This is a genomic window from Martinezella rhizogenes (assembly GCF_000799715.1).
GTDB lineage: Bacteria > Pseudomonadota > Alphaproteobacteria > Rhizobiales > Rhizobiaceae > Rhizobium > Rhizobium rhizogenes_C.
This window is the reverse complement of record NZ_JUHG01000015.1, coordinates 43,972-68,135: the sequence shown is the minus strand read 5'-3', so window position 1 is coordinate 68,135 and position 24,164 is coordinate 43,972. Positions and strand designations below refer to the sequence as shown.

Annotated in this window: 19 protein-coding genes; 8 read left to right on the top strand and 11 right to left on the bottom strand. The window is 58.6% G+C overall.

Annotated features, from left to right (window positions below; all coding sequences use genetic code 11):
- Positions 1-13 precede the first annotated feature (13 nt).
- From EX00_RS20470 to EX00_RS20460, 3 genes are read right to left on the bottom strand one after another with little or no spacing between them, the layout of a single operon-like run.
- Positions 14-841: a carbohydrate ABC transporter permease gene (locus EX00_RS20470; protein ID WP_047462016.1), complete on the bottom strand. Its 828-nt coding sequence runs from the start codon at positions 839-841 to the stop codon at positions 14-16.
- Entirely contained in the window at positions 841-1,767 is a 927-nt protein-coding gene (locus EX00_RS20465) for a carbohydrate ABC transporter permease (protein ID WP_047462012.1), read from the bottom strand. The genes EX00_RS20470 and EX00_RS20465 overlap by 1 nt, the downstream gene beginning before the upstream one ends.
- Positions 1,764-3,026, bottom strand: coding sequence for an ABC transporter substrate-binding protein (locus tag EX00_RS20460; protein WP_047462008.1), 1,263 nt, complete (start codon positions 3,024-3,026; stop codon positions 1,764-1,766). The genes EX00_RS20465 and EX00_RS20460 overlap by 4 nt, the downstream gene beginning before the upstream one ends.
- Before the next feature lie 205 nt (positions 3,027-3,231).
- On the opposite strand from EX00_RS20460, the gene EX00_RS20455 reads away from it, so the two are divergent.
- Positions 3,232-4,290, top strand: coding sequence for a LacI family DNA-binding transcriptional regulator (locus EX00_RS20455; protein ID WP_047462005.1), 1,059 nt, complete (start codon positions 3,232-3,234; stop codon positions 4,288-4,290).
- Positions 4,291-4,318: 28 nt separating this feature from the next.
- Positions 4,319-5,125, top strand: coding sequence for an alpha/beta fold hydrolase (locus tag EX00_RS20450; RefSeq protein ID WP_047462002.1), 807 nt, complete (start codon positions 4,319-4,321; stop codon positions 5,123-5,125).
- 51 nt (positions 5,126-5,176) lie between these two features.
- Here EX00_RS20450 and EX00_RS20445 read toward each other — a convergent pair whose 3' ends face one another.
- Together EX00_RS20445 and EX00_RS20440 are read right to left on the bottom strand one after the other, a co-directional pair.
- Positions 5,177-5,986 carry an IclR family transcriptional regulator gene (locus EX00_RS20445; protein ID WP_034482513.1) on the bottom strand — a complete coding sequence of 270 codons (810 nt, stop codon included), beginning with the start codon at positions 5,984-5,986 and terminating at the stop codon, positions 5,177-5,179.
- The gene (locus EX00_RS20440; protein WP_034482514.1) at positions 5,973-6,374 is read right to left on the bottom strand and encodes an acyl-CoA thioesterase; all 402 of its coding nucleotides are present in this window, start codon (positions 6,372-6,374) and stop codon (positions 5,973-5,975) included. Before EX00_RS20440 ends, EX00_RS20445 begins: the two co-directional genes overlap by 14 nt.
- Before the next feature lie 101 nt (positions 6,375-6,475).
- Here EX00_RS20440 and EX00_RS20435 point away from each other — a divergent pair, with 101 nt between their 5' ends.
- The 5 genes from EX00_RS20435 to EX00_RS20415 all read left to right on the top strand — a co-directional run bounded on the left by EX00_RS20435 (position 6,476) and on the right by EX00_RS20415 (position 12,431).
- Positions 6,476-9,217 carry a benzoate-CoA ligase family protein gene (locus EX00_RS20435; RefSeq protein WP_047461999.1) on the top strand — a complete coding sequence of 914 codons (2,742 nt, stop codon included), beginning with the start codon at positions 6,476-6,478 and terminating at the stop codon, positions 9,215-9,217.
- Positions 9,218-9,352: 135 nt separating this feature from the next.
- Positions 9,353-10,051, top strand: coding sequence for a fumarylacetoacetate hydrolase family protein (locus EX00_RS20430; protein WP_047461996.1), 699 nt, complete (start codon positions 9,353-9,355; stop codon positions 10,049-10,051).
- A gap of 4 nt (positions 10,052-10,055) precedes the next feature.
- Positions 10,056-10,700, top strand: a complete 645-nt coding sequence (gene maiA / locus EX00_RS20425; RefSeq protein ID WP_047461993.1) for a maleylacetoacetate isomerase — start codon at positions 10,056-10,058, stop codon at positions 10,698-10,700.
- 34 nt (positions 10,701-10,734) lie between these two features.
- The gene (locus tag EX00_RS20420) at positions 10,735-11,838 is read left to right on the top strand and encodes a cupin domain-containing protein (RefSeq protein ID WP_047461990.1); all 1,104 of its coding nucleotides are present in this window, start codon (positions 10,735-10,737) and stop codon (positions 11,836-11,838) included.
- Positions 11,835-12,431 carry a maleylpyruvate isomerase N-terminal domain-containing protein gene (locus EX00_RS20415; protein WP_052210821.1) on the top strand — a complete coding sequence of 199 codons (597 nt, stop codon included), beginning with the start codon at positions 11,835-11,837 and terminating at the stop codon, positions 12,429-12,431. Before EX00_RS20420 ends, EX00_RS20415 begins: the two co-directional genes overlap by 4 nt.
- Positions 12,432-12,603: 172 nt before the next feature.
- Here EX00_RS20415 and EX00_RS20410 read toward each other — a convergent pair whose 3' ends face one another.
- The 4 genes from EX00_RS20410 to EX00_RS20395 all read right to left on the bottom strand — a co-directional run bounded on the left by EX00_RS20410 (position 12,604) and on the right by EX00_RS20395 (position 18,825).
- Positions 12,604-14,322 (bottom strand): GMC family oxidoreductase, encoded by a 1,719-nt coding sequence (locus tag EX00_RS20410; RefSeq protein WP_047461986.1) that lies wholly within the window; start codon positions 14,320-14,322, stop codon positions 12,604-12,606.
- Positions 14,323-14,529: 207 nt separating this feature from the next.
- Positions 14,530-15,978 carry an aldehyde dehydrogenase gene (locus tag EX00_RS20405; protein WP_037200608.1) on the bottom strand — a complete coding sequence of 483 codons (1,449 nt, stop codon included), beginning with the start codon at positions 15,976-15,978 and terminating at the stop codon, positions 14,530-14,532.
- A 344-nt stretch (positions 15,979-16,322) separates the two neighbouring features.
- Complete coding sequence (locus EX00_RS20400; RefSeq protein ID WP_047461981.1) at positions 16,323-17,573, bottom strand: MFS transporter; 1,251 nt, start codon at positions 17,571-17,573, stop codon at positions 16,323-16,325.
- Positions 17,574-17,817: 244 nt separating this feature from the next.
- Positions 17,818-18,825, bottom strand: a complete 1,008-nt coding sequence (locus EX00_RS20395; RefSeq protein WP_047461979.1) for a quinone oxidoreductase family protein — start codon at positions 18,823-18,825, stop codon at positions 17,818-17,820.
- A 354-nt stretch (positions 18,826-19,179) separates the two neighbouring features.
- Between EX00_RS20395 and EX00_RS32145 the strand changes: the two genes are divergently transcribed.
- Positions 19,180-19,308 carry a hypothetical protein gene (locus tag EX00_RS32145; protein ID WP_267884777.1) on the top strand — a complete coding sequence of 43 codons (129 nt, stop codon included), beginning with the start codon at positions 19,180-19,182 and terminating at the stop codon, positions 19,306-19,308.
- 381 nt (positions 19,309-19,689) lie between these two features.
- Here EX00_RS32145 and EX00_RS20390 read toward each other — a convergent pair whose 3' ends face one another.
- Both EX00_RS20390 and EX00_RS20385 read right to left on the bottom strand, forming a co-directional pair.
- Entirely contained in the window at positions 19,690-22,863 is a 3,174-nt protein-coding gene (locus EX00_RS20390) for an efflux RND transporter permease subunit (RefSeq protein WP_080761283.1), read from the bottom strand.
- A gap of 1 nt (position 22,864) precedes the next feature.
- Positions 22,865-24,022, bottom strand: a complete 1,158-nt coding sequence (locus tag EX00_RS20385) for an efflux RND transporter periplasmic adaptor subunit (protein WP_047462807.1) — start codon at positions 24,020-24,022, stop codon at positions 22,865-22,867.
- Positions 24,023-24,164: the final 142 nt, after the last annotated feature.

The following is a 24,164-nucleotide window of genomic DNA, read 5'->3' as shown; positions in this document are numbered from 1 at the left end:
GATGTCGCCTTTCTCATCCCTTCACACCCCCTGCAATGGCGCCGTGGGTGATGTATTTCTGGACAAAAAGGAAAAGGATCAGGGTCGGAATCATGGTCAGTGTCGCCGCTGACGTCAGCCCGCCCCAATCCGTGGAGAATTGTTGAAGAAACATCTGGATGCCAACTGGAAGAGTCATCGCCTGGGTAGAGCGCAAGAATACGTTGGCGACGAAAAACTCGTTGTATGCCAGCAGGAAAGCGAAGATCGACACCGCCGCGAGCCCGGGGCCCGACAGAGGAAGGACGACCTTGAAGAAGGCGCCGAAATGGCTGCAACCATCGATCAGCGCGGCCTCTTCGAGCTCACGCGGAATCGTATCGAAATAGCTCCGGGCCATCCATGTGACAAAGGGCAGATTGAGCACCGCGTAGACGATGATGACGGAAAGCGGATGATCGATGAGGCCAAGAGGCCGAAACAACAGGAAAAGCGGGATGAGCGCGAGAATGATCGGGAACATCTGCACCGCGAACAGGCCTGTCGCGTAGATATCCATGAGCCGGTTGCGAAAGCGCGACAGGGCGTATCCGGCAAAGACCGCGCAGGTCAACGAGAAGACCGTCGAACCCGCCGCCGTTATGAGCGAGTTCTTGAGATAGGTCAGATAGGGAGTGGTCAACAGCAGTTTGCGGTAGTTGTCGAGGTTTGGATCAGGCGGGATGAAATGCTCCCGCGCCAAGATCGCCTGGGTCGGCTGGAGTGAATTCAGCATCATCAGTATGATCGGCAGGTTCACTAGGATGCCAAGCCCGCACATCAGAACCGTCAGCCCCCAGCGGTTGGTCGTTGTCTTTGCCATCAACGCTTCCCCCTCTGTAGCCAAAGAACGGCGATGAAGATCGTCATGAGGATAGCGAGCGTGACGAAGCTTACCGTGGCTCCCATGCCGACGTCGTTCCGCGCGAATGTGTATCGATAGGCGAGGACGACCAGATTCTCTGTGGCGTTGGCTGGACCACCTTGCGCCAGCAACCAGGGGGTATCAAAATCGTTGACGGTCCAGATTGTCATCAAGAGACAAAGGACGACCGATATCCCCCGGATCGCGGGCATGGTGACGTGCCAGAATGACTGCCATGAGGTTGCTCCATCGATTTCGGCGGCCTCATAGAGCGTCCGGTCGATTGTCTGGAGCGCGGCGAGAATAGAGAGGAGCATGAAAGGGAATGAGCGCCAGATCTTGATCAAGATGACCATGACGACCGCCCAGTTGCTATTCGAGAGAAAGAAGACGGGATTGCCACCGAACAGAGTGATGATCTGATTGAAAAGCGCGTGCTCATCATTCATCAACCAGCGCCACGACACGATGGCGACAAGCGACGGTACGATCCAGGGCAGTAGGAACACCACTCGCAGAGCATTCCGTCCCGGAAAGTCCTGATGCAGAAGCAGCGCCAGACCCAATCCCAGACCATAGCAGCCGATGATATTGCAAATTGCAAAGAGGAGTGAAAACCTGAGCGAATGCCAGAACGCCGGGCTCTGGGACAGTTTGACGTAGTTGTCCCAGCCGATGAAATGCCCGGGTTTCAAAAGGGAACCGTCGGTGAAACTAAACCACAGGCCCTTCGCCATCGGCCAGGCTATGACGATGAGGATGAGGATGACCGACGGCGCCAGCAGCAGCACGGTGGTTCGCAGTTCAGGCGTTGCCAGGCGTCGAACGCTTCTTCGCACGACACCGGCCGTCGCAACGGGGGCAGCAGAAAGGTAAGTGGTCATTTGGCCATGATCTCTTCGAGGTGAGCCTGTGCCGGCGCAACGGCGTCCGCGGTAGGTACCCCCTGCCAGATCTGCTGAACCATACTCATCAGGAAGCCGTCGCCGTCGATCTCGTTCAGCTCGGGGAAGGTGCCGCTGGCCGTGAATGCCATCCCCTTGGCGACCGGAAGATATTGTTCGATCACCTGCCGAACATGTGGTTCGCTGGTGAAGAACCGGTCATTCTGAAAAGACAGGCGCGCCGGCATGGGGTAGGCATGCCCTTCCGTAAACAGAGGCAACTCATGTTCCGACCACCACCTGAGGAACTTCATAGTTTCCTTCGGATGCTTGGTTTGCTTGTAGATCATGATGTTGTTGACCCACGCGATCGTCCCCTTGTCGCCGTGGGGGCCCGCTAGGGGCGGCACCACACCGATCTTTTCGGCTTGGTCCCCCGCGCTTGCTCCTATGTTAGGGTTTGAAAGGAGAAAGGCCGCCTTGCCGGCGAGAAACGCGCCGCGTGCGTCGTCGCTGGTGTAACCGGCGGATGCCGGGTTGACTGACCCATCGGCCACAAGCGCCGAAAGAAAAGAAAGGGCCTCGATGGATCTGGCAGAGGTCAGCGCCGGCTTGCGATCCCGATCGAACAAGCCACCACCATTATTGATCATCGCGGCCAGCGTCCAATGCATGCCGGACGGATCGCCGGAGGAAACCAGGCCGTATGTCCCGTTGCCGGTGACAGCCTTCGCGGCTGCGCGAAGCTCGTCCCAGGTCTTTGGTACTGGAACGCCTTTAGCCTCGAGTATATCCTTGCGGTAGTGCAAGGCGCGGATATCGATCGCCCAGGGAAGCGCGACATAGTGGCCGTCGTACCGTACCGCTTCCATTGATGCAGGATCGAAATCCGCAAGCGTGCCATCCGCCTTCATGGCGTCGACCAGTTCGTCAACCGGGTAGATCGCGTCCATCGAGAAGAACTGCGCCGCCTGGAACGCGGCTCCGGTCGAAATGTCGGGCGCAGAACCGGATGCGACGGCGGTGACATATGTCTCGTACCAACTGGTCCAAGGCACGGACCGATAGGTCACCCGGATCTCGTTTTGGCTTTTATTGAATTCGTCGACCAGGGCGGATGCCCGAACGGGATATTCCGCGGGCCCCCAGTTCTGATCCCAGAACTGGAGCTCGATGGGTGTCTGGGCTTGCGCGGCACCGACGCTTAGAAGGCACGCAACAACGGTCAGGGCCGCAAGGCCCTTTGCTCTGAAGTTCATTTGTTCTCCTCCGATTGGGCGTGCAGATACCTCCTTGCACCCCCGATGCCACGACCAACGCCTACCCATCAGTTCAGGGTAAAAAATTTCATGTGGTGACGTCACCACTCTCCTGTATGGGTCATTATTCCCATATGGTGACGTCACCACATTGCATCTCTCAATCTTTCATGCAAGTGGAAAAATCCGGAATTGGAGAAGACAAATGCAAAATGGAAAGCCGACGATGGCGGACGTGGCTCGCGTGGCCAACGTCTCACCGACGACGGCAGCACGGGTGGTCCACGGCAATGGATATGTCAGTAAAGAGAACCGCACACGGGTTCTGGCAGCGGTCGAAACGCTAAGTTATCGCCCAAACCTGCAAGCGCGTTCCTTGCGCACCCAGCGCAGCTTCACCCTCGGGCTTGTGCTGTCGTCTGCGCGCGAGAATCCATTTTTTGCCAAGTTGTCTCACGCGTTGCGGACAACGGCGAGGTCGGCAGGCTACTCCATGCTCACGGTCAACCACAGTCATTCGGCCGAAACCGAGGCGGACGGTGTGCGGCAGTTCCTGGAACATCAGGTCGAGGCGGTTGTCGCGTGTCACGTATTTAACCCCGGCAACTTTACGCCCATTGTGGAAAACGGCATCCCCATTATTCAGATCGAAAGAGAAGTTGTCCCCCAAACCCATCTCGTGACCATAAATCCGCGTCCCGGACTTCAGGAGGCATTGTCGGATCTCGTCGCCGGTGGGCATAGGCGGGTCGCCTTTCTTGGCGGCAACGACCTTGGAAACAATCGCTTGATTGCCCCGACGTTGACCGAGCGTGAGAGAGCGGAAACGTTTCTTGCGGTCGCGTCTGAAATGGGGCTCGATGTTGGCGAGTGTCCAATCCTGCTCGGAGACTACGTTCCCCCGGCAACTGACGAGCGCCTTCCTGGCTATGAACTCGCGAACCAATTGCTGGGCGCGGGAGGCGTGCTCCCGGTGACAGCGATCATTGCAGGGTCGGATATTCTTGCCGCGGGAATTCTTCAGGCGCTTTACGAGCGAGGCGTCAGAATCCCGCACGACTGCTCCTTGGTTGGCTATGACGATTCGCTTGCTCGCTTTCTAGCCCCTGCCCTCACCTCAATTGCGCAACCCTATGAATCGATAGCGCGTGCCGTCGTCGAGATTGCCACGTCACTCGACACCGACGGTCCCCTGCTTCGCAGGCAGGTAAAGACCGGGCTGGTCCGCCGCGATTCCATTGGTCCTGCTCCGGGAACAAGTTGACTTAAAAGAAACGAAAGAGCGACTTTCGATGTCCCAATCCGATGCAGTGACGGTCGAAGAGGAGGAGCAGTGGGTTGAACTCGACCAAGCTCGTATTTTCACAAAAACGTGGATGCCGGAAAATGGGAATTGCGAGGCGCCTCCAATCCTGCTGCTGCATGACTCGCTTGGGTGTGTAGCCTTGTGGCGGAGTTTCCCGTCGCGTCTTGCTTCCGCCACCGGCCGATGTGTGGTTGCATATGACCGCATTGGATTCGGGCGGTCCGACGCCCATCCGGGTAAGTTGGGACTGGCATTCATTCAAGAAGAGGCAAGGCTCGTCGTCCCGCAAGTGCTTGCTCACTTGAAGATCTCGAAATTTATCGTGTGCGGGCACAGCGTCGGTGGCGGCATGGCGATCGAGACAGCCGCCTGGCTCCAGAACAGTGTCTCCGCTGTCGTGACCATTTCTGCGCAAGCATTCGTGGAAGCAAGGACGATCGAAGGCGTGACATCAGCAGAACGGGACATGCGGTCACCTGAAATCAGGGCCAAGCTTGCCAGATCTCATGGCGACAAGGCTGAGTGGGTCGTGGATGCATGGACGAAGACCTGGCTTGCGCCCGAATTCAGAAACTGGAGCCTCGACGCCACCCTTGCCGAGATCAAGTGTCCTGTGCTCGCTATCCACGGGGACCGGGACGAATACGGCTCGTTGGAACATCCCAAACGGATTTCAGAGGATCGGGGCAGGGTACATATCATGGCGGACGTCGGACATGTGCCGCATCGAGAAGATGAGAAGCGCCTCGTAGACGTGATCAAGCGGTTCGTCAGCGAGGTCGACCAAGACTGATCGTTGTTGCGCTCAACGAAAAAGGCCGGAGCATGCTCGGCGGCTTGCGCATTACCCCGTTTGAGCCTTGTCGGGAGGCACCACCGATTTCTCCTTGCAGAACTCAATCAGCCGTCGCACAGGCATCGAATCTGGTTTGATTGCTTCCGTATCCGTCCCAATCAATGTGACCACGGCCTGTGCCTCGAATTGCCAATCAAGAATTGGAGCAGCTATCGCTACCAGCCCGGGAATAAACTTGCCTTCCACAGACGCATAGCCGAGTTCACGCGTTTTCTTCGCCAGGAGGACGATCCCTTCGGCGGTGGGAACCAGATCCGGCGCAATTGAGGGATTTTTCTTTACGCGGCGCAATTCGGCATCACGCGCCGACTTGATGGAAGCCGAGGGCGCCCATGCCAGGAAGGCACGACCGGACGCTGAGTTCAGCAATGGAAGGGTCGTGCCCAGGCCCATAGAGGTCACCGTCGGGGAGACTGCCCGTTCCCATCTGACAACCGTCGCACCGCCATTGCCCCAGACGCAAAGAAGGGCGGTCATGCCGGTATCGGCGCATAAATCAGCCAGGCCATCCGCGGCGAAATTCACAAAGTCGTGACGGCCGATAGCCGCGAGTCCCAACTGTAAGGCGCCTGGACCAAGCAGATATCTCCCGGAACGTCCGGTCTGGGCGATAAGTCCCGCCTTGAGGAAGGACGAAAGATACCGGTGGACCTTGCTCGGCGGCATCCGACATGTCCGGGCAAGCTCCGATAACGTCACAGGCTCCTGATATTCGATCACGGTATTCAACAATCTCAATGCGGCATCAAGCGACTGGATGCCAATACTCTGCCGGGCTTCGCCCTCACGTTTCGCCAACTGTTTTCACTAGCTCCTCAAGCGCCATAATTTCTGCGGCGAAAGTATCACCGTTGTTGCGCTTGAAAAGCCCCCTGATTTCCTGCGCTTGAAAAGCAAGCACGCCGTCAACGCGACCTTCGTACTCCAAAGTCACCGTTTTTCGTCCCCACTCCTTCACGGTGAGGTCAACCACGAGCGTGTCGCCGTCCACGATTGGTCGTCGAAATTGTGCTTTGGCTTCGATCAGGCCAATGCCGATGGCGTCGAGTCTTGCACACAGATCAGCGTGACCGCCTCTGGGTCGCAGCCAGTCGTGAAATGCCTTGTCCAACCATCTGAAAATATTCGGATAAAATGCGATTCCTGCGGGATCGCAATCGCCGAAGCTCACCTGGATCTGCGTCATTCCTCACTCCCAAGGTTTTCCACTATAAAAAATGAATTGCATATTTCAGAAAAGAAGCTAGCCTTATCGCAATAGATTGTCGAGCGATCCAAGGAGGAGAGATGGCGCGGCTTCGAAGCGTTGAGATACTTGGCGGCGGCCCTGCCGGCCTTTACACCGCAATCCTAATCCGTCGCCTGATGCCGGAGGTGAGGCTTCGCGTAACGGAACAAAATCCGGCTGGCGCGACCTTTGGATTCGGCGTCGTATTTTCCGATCAGGCATTGGACTTCCTGAAAGCATCGGACCCGGCATTCCACAGCCTGGTGACGCCGCAGATGGAGCGTTGGAAGAACATGACGCTCAATCTCCCAGGTGGAAGCGTCATCCTTGACGGTGTGGGTTTTGCGGCCATCGGAAGGCTTGAGCTCATCGAAATGCTCAGGCTCCACGCGCAGTCGCTTGGGATCGACACCCGTTTCTCCCATCAAGTCGGGTCGGTGGATGAACTGGACGCTGATCTCATCATCGGTGCCGACGGCTTGAACTCATTGGTTCGCCGCTCGTCGGAATCAGCGTTCGGTGTGAAGATGGACAACTTTACGAACCATTTCGCATGGTTCGGAGCCAATCGTCCGTTCACCACTCTCACCCAGACATTCGTTGAAACTGAGCTTGGGGCGTTCAATGCGCACCATTACAGGTTCTCGCCCGATCGTAGCACATTCATAGTCGAATGCGACGACGAGACCTTCCAGCGCAACGGCTTCGCAGCGAAGAGCGAAGGGGAGAGCGCACAGATCTGCGCGGATCTATTCGATCATGTTCTGGAGGGCGCCTCGCTTGTCACCAACAAATCGCTGTGGCGGCAGTTCCCGAAGTTGTGGTGCAATTCCTGGGTCGCCGGCCGCAAGGTGCTGTTGGGCGACGCAGCCCATACCGCGCATTTTTCTATCGGTTCGGGGACGCGGCTAGCACTCGAGGATGCGATCGCCCTCGTCACATGCCTCTCCTCTCATCCGGACGTCGATGAGGCGCTTGCCGCTTACCAGATGGAGCGTCGGCCAATCGCAAAGAAGATCGTCGACGCCGCCAACACGTCTGCAACCTGGTATGAGCATTTTGCGGACAAAATGCAGTTGGCTCCGCTCGACTTTGCGTTCGACTATATGACGCGCTCGGGTCGCGTGGATATGGATCGCCTGCGGCAATTGGCGCCCGAATTCATGTCGCGCTATGAAGAAGACCACAGAATGCGTTCAGGGGCGATTTCCGATCCGGTCGGCGACGCAACCGCCGGTGCCGCGGAAATCGGGTTTTGCAAGGAAGACCATAAGAACTGCTCGGTGATCCTGTGGGATAATCTGCAACGAAACCCAGACAAGCTCGCAGTGATCGGCCCGGCGGGTTCACGCACATATTCAGAGCTTATTCGAGATGCCGCCAAATGGGGGAACGCCTTCAAGGCTGCGGGGCTCAAGCGCGGCGAACGCATCCCGTTCTTCCTCGACGATACGCCGTCTTTTCCGGCGGCCTTCTTCGGTGCGGTGCGCGCCGGGTTCGTACCGGTCCTTTTGAACATCCAAACGAAGACGGATGTCCTCAATTTCTTTCTGCGGGATACCGGCGCGCGGATTGCGCTCTGTGAAGCGGCCTTGGCGTCGAGCTTCGACGCGCAGGCAGTTAGCGGCACTCTTCTCGAGCGGACCATAATCGTCAACGGCGCGGCGGGCTCGCCCGGACATGAGAACTCCGAGGATTTTCTCCGTAACGCTGGGGAGGAACTTGATTGTGCCGACACAGGGCCGGATGACATGGCCTTCTGGATGTATTCATCCGGGTCGACCGGCCGTCCCAAGGGGATCGTCCATCTGCATCACGACATGGCCTATAGCCAGGCCGCGTTTGGAGACCAGCTTTTGAAGCTGCGAGCCGACGATATCGGGTTTTCGGTCCCGAAAGCCTATTTCGCCTATGGATTCGGCAATTCCCTGCTCTTCCCCTTCTCGGCCGGCGCAACCACGCTTCTGGTACCGGGGCAACCGCGCCCAGACGTCGTTCTCGATGCGATAGAAACCTATCGTCCGACGGTGCTGTTCGGACTGCCGACCCTCTACACTGCTTTGATCCATTCCGATGGCATCGAGAAGCGTGAGTTGTCGTCGCTTCGAATGTCCATGTCGGCGGCGGAAGTGCTTTCCCAAGAAGTCTACACCGCATGGGAAAGCCTCACAGGACATGGCCCCACCGAAGGGCTCGGCTCGACAGAAATGCTGCATATCTATCTGTCAAATCGGTTGGACGACCACAGGATCGGATCGGCCGGCGCGCGTGTCCCCGGCTATGAAATCAGATTGGAAACTCCCGACGGCAGCCCCGCCGGCCCTGGTGAGGAGGGCGTGATGTTTGTACGAGGACATTCGTCCGCGCCCTGTTACTGGAACCGACCGGACAAGACCGCCGACACCATGCGTGGCGACTGGCTCTACACGGGCGACCGGTTCATCGAACGGGACGGACATTACTACTTTCAGGGTAGAGCCGATGATCTCATCAAGGTGTCGGGCCAATGGGTGTGGCCGCTCGAGGTGGAGCGCTGCCTGAACGAGCATCCGGACGTGCAGGAATGCGCCGTCATGGCGCACAAATTGCCCGATCAACGGATGACACTCCGGGCGGTGGTAAGACTGCGCGTCGGCGTAGACGGCGGCGATGTCTGCTCCAAGCAGCTTTGTGATTACGTGAAGACGCGACTGCAGCCGCACAAATATCCCCGCATCATTGAATATGTCGCGGAGATACCGAAAACCGGGACGGGCAAGATAGACCGCCAGGCGCTCCTGCCGGCAGCATCTCACGGCTGATCGCGCCGACACAACCGACAATGCCGCTTAGTCGGAAGGTGTGCCCGACGGTTCGGCTCGCTAACACTCGCACAGGTGTAATTCGGTCCGCCACAGGCCACAAATACGACTTTTGCGCAAAGAGGAGATAGTTTCGTGACGTTTGTTTTTCCCCCGCCGCCCCAGCCATCGGCCGCTGTCGCCAATTCCGACAGCCGGTTTCCCGTCCGGCGCATCTTCTGCGTTGGTCGCAATTATGCGGCTCATGCTCGTGAAATGGGTAAGGATCCGGAACGTGAGTTTCCGTTTTTCTTCACCAAGCCGGCCGATGCAGTGGTCGACAATGGAGAAGCAGTTGATTACCCACCACGGACCAGCAATTTCCACTATGAAGCGGAACTGGTCGTGGCGATTGGAAAAGAGGCCGTGAACGTCGGCACGGATTCCGCGCTCGACTATGTCTGGGGCTATGCTGTGGGAAACGATCTCACGCGAAGAGACGTCCAGCTTGAGGCACGTGACAAGGGACGCCCGTGGGATGAAGGCAAAGCCTTCGACCGGTCTGCGGTCGTGGGACCGATCCATAGCGTCGGGACAATCGGACATCCAAAGGCAGGCTCCATTCGCCTGACCGTGAACGGCGAGCTTAAACAAGACGCCGATCTTCGGGACCTGATTTGGTCCGTTCCGGAAATCATATCGATCCTGTCCCACTCCTTCACGCTCAAGCCCGGCGACCTGATCATGACCGGTACGCCCGCAGGCGTTGGTCCACTTGCACCGGGCGATGTCTGCACCGTCAGTATCGCGGGGCTTGGAGAGATCGCCACGCGCGTGGCTGAGCCGAGGCGGTAGGACGATGTTCAAGCTGCACAATTTTTTCCGCTCATCGACATCGACGCGCTTGCGGACGGCCCTGAACGTCAAGGCGCTCCCCTACGACTATGTGCCATATGTCCTGCGCCGGGGGGATACCCGTACAAGCGAGTATCTGAAGATGAACCCGGCCGGCCTTGTTCCCGTTCTTGAGCGAGAGGACGGCACCTTCATGAACCAGTCGCTCGCGATCATCGAGTGGCTCGAGGAAACTCATCCGCAGCCTCCCCTGCTGCCGCAAAATGCCGACGGACGGGCGCGGGTCCGCGCGCTCTCCTACATGATCGCTTGCGAGGTTCATCCGCTCAACAACCTGCGTGTCCTCGGCTATCTGGCCGATACGTTCGGAGCGGATGAAGAAGCCCAGCGATCATGGTTTGTGCACTGGGTGAAGGCGACCTTTGATGCGCTTGAGACGACGCTTGCCCGTGACGCATCCACGGGCAGGTTTTGTCATGGCAATCAGCCCAGCCTGGCCGACATATGTCTTTACGCTCAGGTCTGGAACAACCGCCGCTTCGATATCGAACTGTCCACATGGCCGACAATCGCGCGCATTTTTTCCGCTCTTGATGCGATTCCAGCCTTTCATTCCGCGGCGCCACCGTTTCAGCCCGACGCCTCATAATAGCGACTGCATTTGGAGAAACGAGGAGGATCTCATGGAGAACGCGACGGCAACACCAAAACCCCACTCGATGCAGCCTGAAGAGACGCCGGAATTGCGGGAACTTTATGCCGGTTTCGATCGACAGCACATCAAGCCGCTGTGGACCCAGATCGGTAACCTGATGCCACGTCATCCGATGTCACAGGCGGTGCCACATGTTTGGAAATGGGCGGACATCCTGCCTCTGGCGCAAAGATCCGGAGATCTGATCCCCGTCGGACGCGGGGGGGAACGGCGTGCGCTGGGCCTTGCCAATCCCGGACTGGGTGGCAATGCCTATATCAGTCCAACCCTCTGGTGCGCGATCCAGTATCTCGGCCCGCGGGAGACGGCACCTGAACATCGCCATTCCCAGAATGCTTTCCGCTTTGTCGTTGAGGGCGAAGGCGTATGGACCGTCGTGAACGGAGATCCTGTACGCATGAGCCGTGGCGACCTGCTGTTGACGCCCGGCTGGTTCTTTCACGGTCATCACAATGACACCGACTATCCGATGGCGTGGATTGACGGCCTGGATATCCCCTTCTCCTACCAAAATGACGTTGGCTTTTTCGAATTCGGCGCGGAGCGAGTGACCGACTACGCAACCCCACGGTTCTCGCGCTCGGAACGGCTTTGGGGCCACCCGGGCCTGCGGCCCCTGTCCGGCCTTCAAGACACGGGCAATTCACCGATCGGGGCATATCGTTGGGAGCATACCGATCGTGCCCTGACAGAGCAGCTACTGCTAGAGGAGGAAGGGCAGCCGGCTACTGTCGAGCAGGGTCATGCGGCAATTCGCTATGTCAACCCGACCACTGGCGGCGACGTCATGTCGACGATACGCTGCGAATTCCACCGCTTGCGTGCAGGCGCGATCACTGCTCCTCGACGTGAAGTTGGATCTACGATCTTCCAGGTATTCGATGGCCGTGGCAGCGCAGTCATCAATGGCCATGAGCAGAAGCTGGATATTGGGGATATCTTCGTGATTCCGTCTTGGGTTCAATGGTCCTTGCGGGCAGAGACCCAGTTCGACCTTTTCCGCTTCTCCGATGCTCCAATCATGGAGCGTCTGAATTTTGCAAGGACCCTTGTCGAGGGAGAGGACCGGTGAGCCAGCACGAAGAGGAGGCTCGCGCCGCCCTGCGTGCCCGTCAGGGCGCGGGCGCGCGCTACGACGCACCGACGGCGCCGGCTAATGAGTTGGATTGGGCGCGGCGGGGAACGGCATACTTCGCCCGCCTCCTGATGAATCTTAGCGATGGCGCCCTTGCCGGCCCGTCGAAGATCGCCGGCGTGGACCGCCGCTGGCTCGTTGCAGCGATAGGACTGCAGGCGAGAATGCTTGCAGAAGCCGTCGCCTGGGTCCGAAGCAATTCCTCGCACCACCTGCCTTTCGATCTTGCGGTCGATCGGCAGGAGATCGCATTGGCAGCGACATTGCCATGCCAGGCATTGCGCAATCTTTTCGCCCATTCGGAAGTTCACCTCAATGTCGAATGGCGCGACCTGGCGGACGACGACTGGAGCGGTTGGGCGGAAGATAGAAACGGAAAGCGGCTGGCTGTCAGCGCGACGCCGAAGATTCGGGCAATCCGGCTCTGGAATTGCGCTATCCAACTTGATGCCGGTGGTCGCTCCAGCGACATCCCGGGTTCGCTTCGCGGTCTCCCCGTGGTTTCCGGCGATCCTTTGCCGCTCCTCTGAAGCGCTGCGCGCGGTGCTTCGGAGCCCCATATTTCCATCTTCTCAATTTTCCGGCCATTTCGCGCAGCGAGCGATGATTTTTCGGTCGGCGGCCCGTTCGATCTGACCCGCCGGCACTTTGTCAACGAGCAAAGTGCCGGCGCCTGCTTGCGGATCTTTTACCTGTTGGAGTTCAGGCCTTGAGGATCTCCGCCATTCTTTGTCCGATAAAGACGCAAGCCGGCATGGTCGGTACCGCCACGATCCGCGGCATGATCGTGCTGTCGGCGATACGCAGATTGCGGACCCCGTTTACGCGCAACTTGCCATCGACGACGGCTTTGTCGTCCTTGCCCATGCGGCAAGCGCCGGCTGAGTGAAAATATGTCGTTGCTCCATCACGCACAAAGTTCTCCAGGTCCTTGCCTTCGAGCTTCTTCCCGGGAGCCACCTCGCGCACGACAAATTCCTTCATTGCCTTGGAATTCGCGATCGAGCGGGCGATCTCGATGCTGGTCGACAATGCCTTTACATCGTCGGGATGGCTCAGAAATCGCATGTCGACGATCGGTCGGTCCGCGGGATTGGTCGACTTCAGCTTGAGGCTTCCACGGCTCTTGGGTGCTACCAAACCGCCGCAAAGGGCCCAGCTTGTCGGCGGAGGCGCGTATTTCTTACCGATCGTTTCGCTGGCATAGGGAAGCTCGATCTGAACTATGCTGACGTCTGGCAGCTCCAGGGCCGATTGGGTCTTGTAGTATCCCGAGACATTCGCAGCGCTATTGCGGTATTCGAATGCCGCCGGCGCTTCGAAGAGACAGCCACCATGCAGGACATGGTCCTGAACGTTCTTGCCCACCTGCGGAGAGTGTACCAGCGTCTTCAGGTCGACCGCCTTAAGTTCCGCCTCGTCACCGATACCGCTCAACATCAGGATCTTGGGTGTGTTGAAACCACCGGCCGAAAGTATGATTTCGCGCCCGGCGGAGATTGTGACTTTCTGACCGCCGTGGATCAACTCGATGCCGACGGCGCGATCGCCTTCGATGACCACGCGGTTAACCTGGGTGTTCACCAGGAGTGTAACATTGTCCTGGGCAAGCACCGGGTACAGGAATGCGCGGGCCATGTTCTGGCGCTTCCCATCCTTGATGATCTGGTTCATGAAGCCGAAGCCGTTTCCGGTTTCCTCTCGTTCACCGTTCAGGTCTTCGACCACCGGCAAACCAACTTCACGGCAACCGTCAAGCGCTTTGGCTGCAAGTGGCAACGGGTCGGCTGCCGGCTGAACCCAGACGGGACCACCGACGCCGCGATACTTCGCGTTCGGTTTGCCCTGCCAGTTTTCGACACGCTTGAAGATTTCGAGGCCGTGCGCGTAACCCCACATGGGATCGCCCGACTCCGCCGCCCAATGGTCAAGATCCGCCTTAAATGGGCGTGACCAAATCGTGGCGTTAATGCTGCTGCCACCACCGACCACTCGGCCTGTATGTTCAGGAACGCCGCGATTGTTCACGCTCGGGCTTGGAATGGCAACATCGCCCCAATCGCGTTCGGTGCCAAGATTGGTGAACCACAGGCGGGGGTCTTGTATGGACGGTGCCGTGTCCCAATCACCTGCCTCGACCACGAGAATCCTGGCATTCTTGTCCTTTGCCAGCGTCCCCACGAGCGAGCAGCCGGCACTGCCGGCGCCCACCACGATGTAGTCATAACCCTTGGCCAGTGATGAACGTCGCTTGTCCTGGTTCGCTCTGATGGCATCGAGTTCTTCTGCAAGCGCGTCGACACTGCTTCCAGCTGTCAGGCCCATGGCGACAGTCGCGAGCATGAAGGTGCGGCGATTGATGCGACCGGTAATGAGTGAATACTCCAGATGCTGGAGCTGCCTGCCCTTATCAGTTTCCATTGTTCTCCTCCTCTTTGGCAATGCATAGCTTGTTGCCTGCCCTCCGCAGGTCGGAAGGCAACAAGCAACTTCGTTTCGCGAGTTTTTAGGATCGATATTCCACCAGGCAGCGACGACCCGGAACAACGCTCCTCCAAGCATTGCCCCAGGATGCCGCCGCGGCTCAGCGACTGCGGCCGCACCTTTTAAGGTGCGCCGTCCAGCGCTCTAAAATGGGTAGCCCTGCCCGCTGGTTTCGATCGTAATCCACTTGAGCTCGGTGAATTCGTCGATGACGGCCCTGCCATCGAAACGGCCGAAGCCACTGGCCTTGGTGCCGCCATATGGTGCCTGAGCCTCGTTGTTGACGGTTGCTCCATTGATGTGCACCGATCCCGTATCGATACGCTGGGCCACATCGAGCGCGCGGGAAATATCCGTGCCGAACACGCCCGCCGAAAGGCCGAATTCGGTATCGTTCGCAATGCGAACCGCGTCTTCGGTATCCTTCGCCCGGATGATAGACACGATCGGCCCGAAGGTTTCTTCGCTATAGATGCGCATGCTCGGGTTCACGCCATCCAGCACCGTTGCCGACAGCATGGCACCCGTCGCTGTTCCCCCGGCGACCAGTTTGGCGCCCTTGGAAACCGCATCGTCCAGAAGATCCTTGAGCCGCGATGCAGCTGCCTTGCTGATCACCGGGCCCAACACGCAGGCGCCCTTTGAGGGATCGCCGACCGGCAGCGCCGTAGCGCGTTCGGCGAATTTCGCAACATATTCGTCGGCGATCTTCTCATCGACAATGATGCGTTCCGTCGACATGCAGATCTGGCCCTGATAGAGGAACGCCCCGAAGATGCCGGCGGCAACTGCATGGTCGACGTTGGCGTCTTCAAGCACGACCAAGGGGGATTTGTCGCCCAGCTCCAGGATGCAACGCTTGAGTTGCCGGCCCGCCTTCTCGGCGATAATCCGGCCGACGTGCGTGGAGCCTGTAAAATTGATGCGCCGAACTGCCGGATGTGCGATGAGAGCGTCGACAACCTGGGGCGCGTCCTTGGGATCATTCGTTATGAAATTCAATGCACCTGCGGGAAAGCCGGCGGCAAGAACGGCCTGTGCTATCAGCTCATGGGTGCGTGGGCTTGTTTCGGAGGCACGGAAAACGACGGTATTTCCGCAGACAAGCGGATATGCGATCGCGCGAGCTGCCAGAACAACCGGTCCGTTCCATGGTACGATGCTCAAGATGACGCCGACTGGCTGCCGGATGGTCATGGAGAGAGAGCCCGGCCTATCGGAGGGAATCGTCTCGCCTTGGAGCTGCGTGGCAAGGCCTGCCGCTTCCCTAAATAGATTTCCAGCCAGCATGACGTTGAAGCGTGCCCAAAGCTCGTTGGCGCCGACTTCAAGGCTCATTGCCTCGACGAAATCATCCGCTCTCGCTTCGATTTCGTCTGCTGCCTTGAGCAATAGCGCCCTTCGCTGCGTCGGGCCAGACTTCGACCACTCCACAAATGCTTTCTGAGCAGAGGCGACGGCTCGAACGGCGTCTTCGACGCTGGCCGCTGCGCCACGGCTAATGACGGCGTCGGATGCGGGATTGCGCCGTTCAAAGGTCGCCCCCGTCGCAGATGCCTGCTCCTTGTTATCAATGTAGAGATAGGTGTCCAAAGTACTCCTCCTTCATCCCCTTAGATCGCAGCTATGTCCGCGCTCTTCCGTTCGCGGAAGATCGAAAAACCTTCGCGAGAAACGCCCGGCAAGCCAGCAAATTGTCACGCTCGTCTCCTCCAGAGCCGGCATGTCCAACGCTACATTCTTTTTTGTTTTATGCAATCATTTTTACAATACAGAAAACGTGTCGTCACGGCGTGCCTCTGAAACCAGTGCGACGGCGCGCTCCGATAGCCAGTGAAATTGCGATTCCGGCAGTGTCGAGTACGTCCGCCATCATTCGATCCACGATCGGTTCGAACGATGGCGCTTGCCACAACAGGTCAGCGACAGATGGGGTTTTAGAACAAGGTCGGCTTCTGCGTTTTCCCCGGAGCGGTTTCGCTAAAGAACAACAGCATCGGAAGCACAAATACGGCCACGACCGCGATGATTGCACCAGGTCCTATGGGTGAGGCACTGCGTGCCACAACGATCTGTGCGACAAGCGGCGCGAGGCCGCCGAAGATCGTGGTTGCGATCGTGGCCCCGATGGCCAGTCCGCTAAGGCGGCCCTCGCCGGGGAATTGCTCGGCTATCGCGACTGGACCTGCCGCGCTTATTCCGCCAGCCAGACAAGCAAGGACGATTGCAGCGGCAAGCACTTGCGGCTGCGAACTACCGGCCATGATCGGGAACATCGCCAGGGGTAGGACGATGCTGGACACAGCGAGGACAATCAAAACAGGCTTGCGACCGAAATGATCGGTCAAGGCGCCCACCAAAGGCGTCACCGCGATCACCGCTACCGCCGCTATTGTGGACAGCCAAAGTGCATCACCTTCGTTGAGCGTGCCTGCGGATGTGAGATAAGTCGGCACATAGATGATGCCGACGTAATAGGTTACCGACGCCAAGGCCGAGATTGCAAAAGCGCGGTAAAGGGCTCCGCGATGATGAGCGAGAATATGGCGAAGCGGGTGCGAGGGCACTGATCCGGAACGCTTTTGTTGCTCGAATTCCGGTGATTCCTCCATGGCCGAACGGGCAAGCCAGACACTGCCGGCCAGCACAGCGCCCACCAGGAATGGTATCCTCCAACCCCAGGAATCCAGGCTTGCCTGATCCAGAAGGGCGACTGTCAGAGCCGACACGCCGACTGCAAGCAAAGCTCCGATTTCGCTGGCCGCAGAAGCCAGCGATGTGACCAGGCCCCGCCTGGACGGTCGTGCTCCCTCCATGAGATAGGCAGTCACTCCGCTGTATTCTCCACCGACTGAAAAGGCCATGACGCATCGGAAAAGCAGCAATAGCCAAGCAGAAGCCGGTCCGGCTTGCGCATAGGTCGGCAGGAGGCCGATGGAAAGCATCATGAAGGTCATTAGCGCCACGGACAGGAGGAGCATTTTTCTTCGCCCGAAACGGTCGCCAATATGGCCAAACAGGACGGCCTCAAATGGCCGCATAAGATAGGCGACCGCAAAACCCGCCAGTGTCGTCATGAGCGCCGCATCGCCACCGCCGAAGAAAACGCGAGACAGGACCGTCGCGAAATAGAGGTACAACGTGAAGTCATACCACTCGACGATTGTAGAGAAGGCTGCGATGACCATCGAGCCTCTCGATATTTCTTTGGGTTGGCTGGCCACTGCCGTCGTTGCCCGTTGCGCTGCTGCTTCCATCTGTCACCTCATGCGCTCAAATTATTTCTGTGGGCTCGATCGACGACCGCGCAAACGCCCAAGCTCTAACCCGCCACTCGCCTTCCACGGCCCGTCGGGGATCGGGCCGATCCGTCGGCATCGCCGCCTCGCATTTTATGGTGAAGCCTCGGCCCCATTGACGATTCTGGACGGTTTACGAGGTCTGACTGATTGCGGGAGCCAGAAGCAGTCGCCCCTCGACGCCTCCGCGCTCAAGCGTTTCGTGAGCCTTCGAGGCATCCCGCATCGAGATGATGCGATATTTGGGTGAGCAGACTTCGCCACTTGCCAGCCAATCGCAGAGCTCGGAGATCGCATGACGAAGACGCGGACCATCGAGACTTTCGGTTGAATAGCCGGTGAGCGTCACGGGGCGGATCAGCTGCCAGGCCTCAAATGTGACGCGATCACCGCCAACGGCCCCTACAAGCGAGAAAACTCCCCCGTCGCGGAGTGCATTCACGCAAGGGCCGAAGAGATCTCCGCCGACCACGTCCAGGACGCCGTCATAACTTCCCGATGGAAATGGAAGCGGGCCACCTCTTGCAACCTCTACCCGCTCGGCTCCGAGCCCGCGGACGTAATCCATTTGCTCCGAACGCGATACGAGACCTGTAACCGAGGCGCCCATTGCCTTGGCGATTGCAGTGGCCGCTGATCCGACGCCGCCGGCCGCCCCGGTTATAAGTACCCGCCTTCCCTCAAGCGGGCCAAGGCGCTTCAGACCTTCATAAGCCGTTACGCCGACAAGCCCCAATGCTGCGAGTTCTGCGACATTGACCGAGGGAGGTACGAGTGCCAGCGTGTCGGCACCCACCGTGACAAACTCGGCATAGCCTCCATTCCGCTCTGCCTTAACCCCACCCAGGCCCTGCATCATTGTGATCACGGTCTCGCCGACGGTCCATTCCGAGACCGCCGACCCCATCTCGACCACGGTGCCCACAACTTCGACACCCGGAACATAAGGGAAGGGATTTTGCTTCCGCACCGGCCAGTTTCCCGCTCGGATCTCCAGATCGGTGTGATTGACGGCTGCCATCAGTGTCTGGACGCGGACCTCCCGCGGCGCGAGCGGCAGGAGATCGATCTCACGGTACACTAGGACTTCAGGCGGTCCGTAGTGATCGATCTGGACGGCAAAGCCCTTCGTCTGTGACATGCGAGAACCCCATCGCCTTCGACCGTTGAAACCGCGTCTGATGCTTATTGTCGACTTGAAACGCGTGGGGATCAACGACCGTTAGGTTTCATCATTAGAAACGCCAGGTTTCAAATTCCCAGCCGTAAAGAGAACATGAGTGAGGCCTTTCGTCGGGCTGTTGAGCTGGAGACCCAGTCAGAAAACGCTCCATCGAGTGCTCCTTGGCCGTCGGTTCCCGCGAATTCGCCGCGTCCACACGCTTCTTATGCGGCTACCTTGATCGGTTTTGGCAACGCTTCCAGCCGGTAATGCTGCTGCAATGCGACACGCGCAGTGTTAGCTCGCTTGCCGATTTTGTCTTAGGAGAATGCAATGAGCAGACACAGACGCCGCCAGGTTCTGCTTCACAAGATGGCCGGCTACATTCAGACGCTGATATTCCTTGGCACCTTCTTGGCCGGACCGATGGCCATTCTCTGGATCATCCATCAAAGGCGATGAGCCATCATGACGCCGATACTCGCCAGCCTTGCCGCCCGAGTGCTTCAGGCATGGGTGCGTCGACCTACCATAAGATTGTGGGCCGTCGGCGGGCAGCAATCGTCAAGCGTCTCGAGCTGGCGCTTTCCGTTGCAAGTTTGACGACGACGCAAACAATCAAACCATCTTCCTGACATCGGCGGGCAAATAGGAGCCGTCGAAGCCGTTTGAGGGTCTGTTGCGATCCACGCGATCCAGCGACGGATAGTCGGAGTTCCGTCTGATTGCTCAATATGAACCAACAGGTTCCGTCCCGCGAGCGACGTAGCCTCTAGGGAGTGCCGCGCGCAGTTCCTTAGCCGGGTTCAGCGTCGATATCCGGGTGACCCACCACCCTAGCCTTCAAAACAGATCGTCGGTGCCGACCGCAGCTTTCTCCGATGAGCTTTGACGATTGCCAGCCTTGAAGGAGCTTTGACGATTGCCAGCCTTGAAGAACGTGGCGACGACCGCAGAAAGGCTTTCCACATAGGAAAGGATCACCGGTACGATGAGCAACGTCAGCATCGTCGAGCTGATCAGGCCCCCGATGACCGCATGCGCCATCGGCGCGCGTTGCGCCCCACCTCCGCCGACGGCCATGGCGAGCGGTATCATGCCGAAAATCATGGCCAATGTCGTCATGACGATCGGACGGAAACGAATGGCGCCGGCGTTGACCAGCGCTTCATCGAGCGGCAGGCCACGCTTCCTTTCCCTGTTGGCGAAATCCACCAGCAGAATACCGTTCTTGGTGACGAGACCCATGAGCATGATGAAGCCGATCATCGAGAACATATTGATCGTGCTCCCGGCAACCAGCAGACCGGCGAGAACGCCGACCAGGGATAGCGGAAGCGCGGCCATGATGGCGATCGGTTGGGTGAAGCTGCCGAATTGCGAGGCAAGCACGACATAGATGAAGATCACCGCCATGATCAGAGCCTTGGCCATGTTTCCTGCTGTTTCCTGCATGTTTTCGGAGTCGCCTCCGAAGCGGATATGATAGCCCACTGGCAGGTTGCGCTCCGCGATCAGCGCCTGCAGCTCATTTGTAACGTCGCCCAGCGGCCGTCCCGACACGTCGGCTGAGACGAGAACTTCGCGCGACATGCCGAGACGTCGGATCTCGGAAGCAGCCCGCATCGTGCCAATCTCGGCAACTTGGTCAAGACGCACCATCACCGGCGCGTTGTTCGCGTCGGTCCGCCCGGTCGTCATCATCAGTTCGCCCATGTCAGCCACATCACTCCGCTGGTTCTGCGGCAGGCGCACCACGGCCGCATAGGTCTCGCCCAATGGGTCTGTCCAGTCCGTGACGTCCTGGCCACCGAGAAGCGGCTTCAGCATTCCGACCAACTCAGATATCCCGATACCCAGGTCGCTTGCCGCTTCGCGTTTTAGGCGTACGGAAAGAATAGCCGTCCGTTCCTTTGCGCTGGAGGCGACGTCGACGATGCCGGGAATTGCGCGCATGTCAGCCGTGAGATCTGTTGCGATCTTTTCCAGCACAGCTCGATCGTCACCCAGGATGCTCAACTGGATCGGACTGTCGCCACCACCAAGTCCTTCCTGGACAATGGCGATTTCGATGCCCGGGATCGCCGCAAGCCGTTGGCGGATGGGCCCGGCCAACATTGCAGGCGTGCGCGTGCGCTGGTCTGGCGGCAGCAATCTGACGAGGATGGCCGCGCGGTGTTTGCCCGTGGTGCTGCCGGTGTTGATCGTCGAATAGGTTGCCGATACCTCCGGAAGCTCCCGCAGTGCCTTTTCGACCTGTCGGACTTTCGCGCTGGTATAGTCGAGCGATGAGCCGACGGGCGTCGTCACGTTGATCTGGAAACGGCCTTCGTCCGCGTTGGGCACGAACTCGGTGCCAACCAGTGGAACCATGAAGATACTGCCGACGAACACACCAATCGTCGTCATTAGCGTTATGAGGCGATGGCGCAGCGTCCACCTGATCAGGTGGCGATAGCTGTCGGCCAATCTTTCGAACCCATGGTCGAAGCGGGCGATGAGGCGCCCGATCGGCCCACGCTTTGCATCGGCCTGCGCGTCGGGATCGTGCCACACGCTCGACAGCATCGGGTCGAGCGTAAATGCCACGAAGAGTGAAATCAGTACCGCCGCCGAGACCGTTACGCCAAACTCGTAGAAGAAGCGGCCGACAATGCCTTCCATAAAGGCGACTGGCAGGAAGACTGCGACAATCGTGGCTGTTGTCGCCATGACGGCTAGTCCGATCTCGTTCGTCCCGTCGAGGGCCGCCCGGAGATGCGATTTGCCCATGTGAAGATGGCGGGTGATGTTCTCGCGCACAACGATCGCGTCGTCGACAAGAATGCCGATCGACAACGTCAACGCAAGCAGGCTCAGCGTATTCAGCGTGAAGCCGAGAAAATGGATAACGGCAAGAGTACCGATCATGGCGATCGGAAGCGTCAAACCGGTGATCACCGTGCTTCGCCACGAATTGAGAAACAGGAAAACGATAGCGACGGCGAGAACCGCGCCTTCGATGAGCGTTGCCTGTACCTGGTCCACAGACTCCTGAATGGCGACCGAGGCGTCGGTAACGACACGAAGTTGCACGTCCTGTGGTGTCAATTCGGTATTGAGCTCTTCGAGTCGTTTCCTCACATCCTTGACGACCTGGACGGTGTTGGCGTCTTGGACCTTGACGATGTCGATCGCCAGGGCCGTCTCGCCGTTGTAGACGGCGCGGCTTTCCGCATCGGCCGCTCCAACATTGACGGTGGCGATGTCGCGCAGATAGACCGGCCCACCGCTGCGACGCGCAACGATCATATCGAGGAAATCTTCGGGTCGCGCGATGCGACCCTGGACCTGGATGGTACGTTCACTGAAGTCAGTGACTATGCTGCCGGCGGGGCGATCCTGATTGCCGGACCGCAGAGCATTGATGACCTCATCAACGCCAATTCTCAGCGCGCGCATGCGCGTTTCGTCGATACCGATGTCTACCTGTCGCTTCTGGCCGCCGACCAGCGTGACCTGTCCGACGCCGGAAACGGTCGTCAGCTGCCGGACGACGAGCCGGTCGGCGATCGTGGTCAGCTCTGGCACGCCAAGGGAGGGCGAGCTCACGGCAACCGACAGGATCGGCTGATCGGAAGGGTTGAACCGTGAGACGATAGGTTTGTCGACACCATCTGGGAAAGCTGCCTCGAGGGCCGCGACCTTGTCTCTGACATCTTGCGCAGCCGTTGCGCCTTCGACCTCGAGCTTGAATTTGGCGGTCACGACAGAACGGCCCTCGTAGGAAATCGAGGTGAGGCGGTCGAGGCCGCTGATTGCGTTCAGGGCCTGTTCGATCGGGCGTGTGACGTCCGTCTCGACGGTTTCCGGGGAAGCGCCGGGATAGGTCGTCGCCACGACCACTATCGGAACATCTACATTCGGATATTGATCAAGACCCAGCCGCTGGAAGGAAAACAGTCCGAAGACCAGCAATACAACCATCATCATGGTGGCGAAAACGGGATGATTGACGGAGATACGGGTCAGAAACATGTCAACCTGCTTGCGAAATCATTGCTGGTGTTTCAGGCACCAGCGTCGGTAGAGGTGCGATCACGATGGTGTCGCCCGCTTTAACGCCGTCTGCGATCTCCACTGCGTCGCCGCCATTCCAGCGTTCACCGACTTGAACCGATTGGCGCACCAATTTTCCGCCATCGAGCTTAAGCACGAACTCCCCCGCCCCATCCTCACGCAATGCCGAAGCCGGGAGGACAAAGATATCCTTGCGTTCACGCACAAGGATTGAACCCGTCGCAAACATGCCACCCCAAAGTTGCCTTCCCGCATTCTCTATGCGGATGTGCACGGTAACGAAGCGCGAGCCTTCATTGGCAGCTGGATTAATGCGATCGATTGACCCATCGATCGATTGACCATCGTGCCCATCGATCTGAAGCTCAGCGATTTGACCGACCTGAAGACGGGTGACATCGCGGGTGGAAACAAGGACCCTTGCCTCAAGAACACTAATATCGACCACCGTGAGCAGTTCGGTGTCGGCGCTGACGCTAGATCCTGGATCGACGGCGCGGCTTGCAACGGCGCCATCGAAGGGAGCCGTCACCTCGGCATCGCGCAAAGCCGTGCGGGCAATGTCTACTTGCGAGATTAGCCCCTGGCTTCTCGCCTTGGCCGTCGCTACATCGCTCTTAGCCTTGTCGAGTTGCTCCTGTGTCGAAACCTTGTTGGCAGCGAGTTGCTCAAGCCGATTCTGCGTCTGCATGGTTAGAAGAAGTTCAGCATATGCGGCTTCGAGATCGCTCTCGCGCTGTCTGAGTGTCGATTGCAGATCCTCGGTTTCGAATCGGACAAGTACATCACCTGCCTTGATCGACTGCCCCTCGCGAGGAATGACCTCGAGGATCTTTCCCGCGATTTTCGCTTTAAGCACGGCCCGTCTGACAGGCTGGAGCTCGCCGCTCACACGCAGGTGTTCCGCCATCGATGTAGGCTCGATCTTCGTGACCTCGACCGATGCGAGTTCCAGGGGTCGCGGCTTACCGTTTTTGCTCCTTGCCTCGACGATTTGCTTGACCCGTTCGTTTGTATCGTTGGACCCCTGCGCAGAACCGATATAAATAATGCTGATACAGGCGCCACCAAGCAGCAACCCCGCCGCGGTGAGCTTTCCCGTCCATTTCCGAGACATGGGCATGGTCCTTCTATTCCAACTAGGGAACTCTTGCCCGCCGAAACCGGTCCGTCGTGCGCGACCTTTGGCGAGTGGGTATGCCATTGGTACGAATCTTCCATTGCGGCAGCATTACCGGGCTGCCCTGCGAATTCCGCAA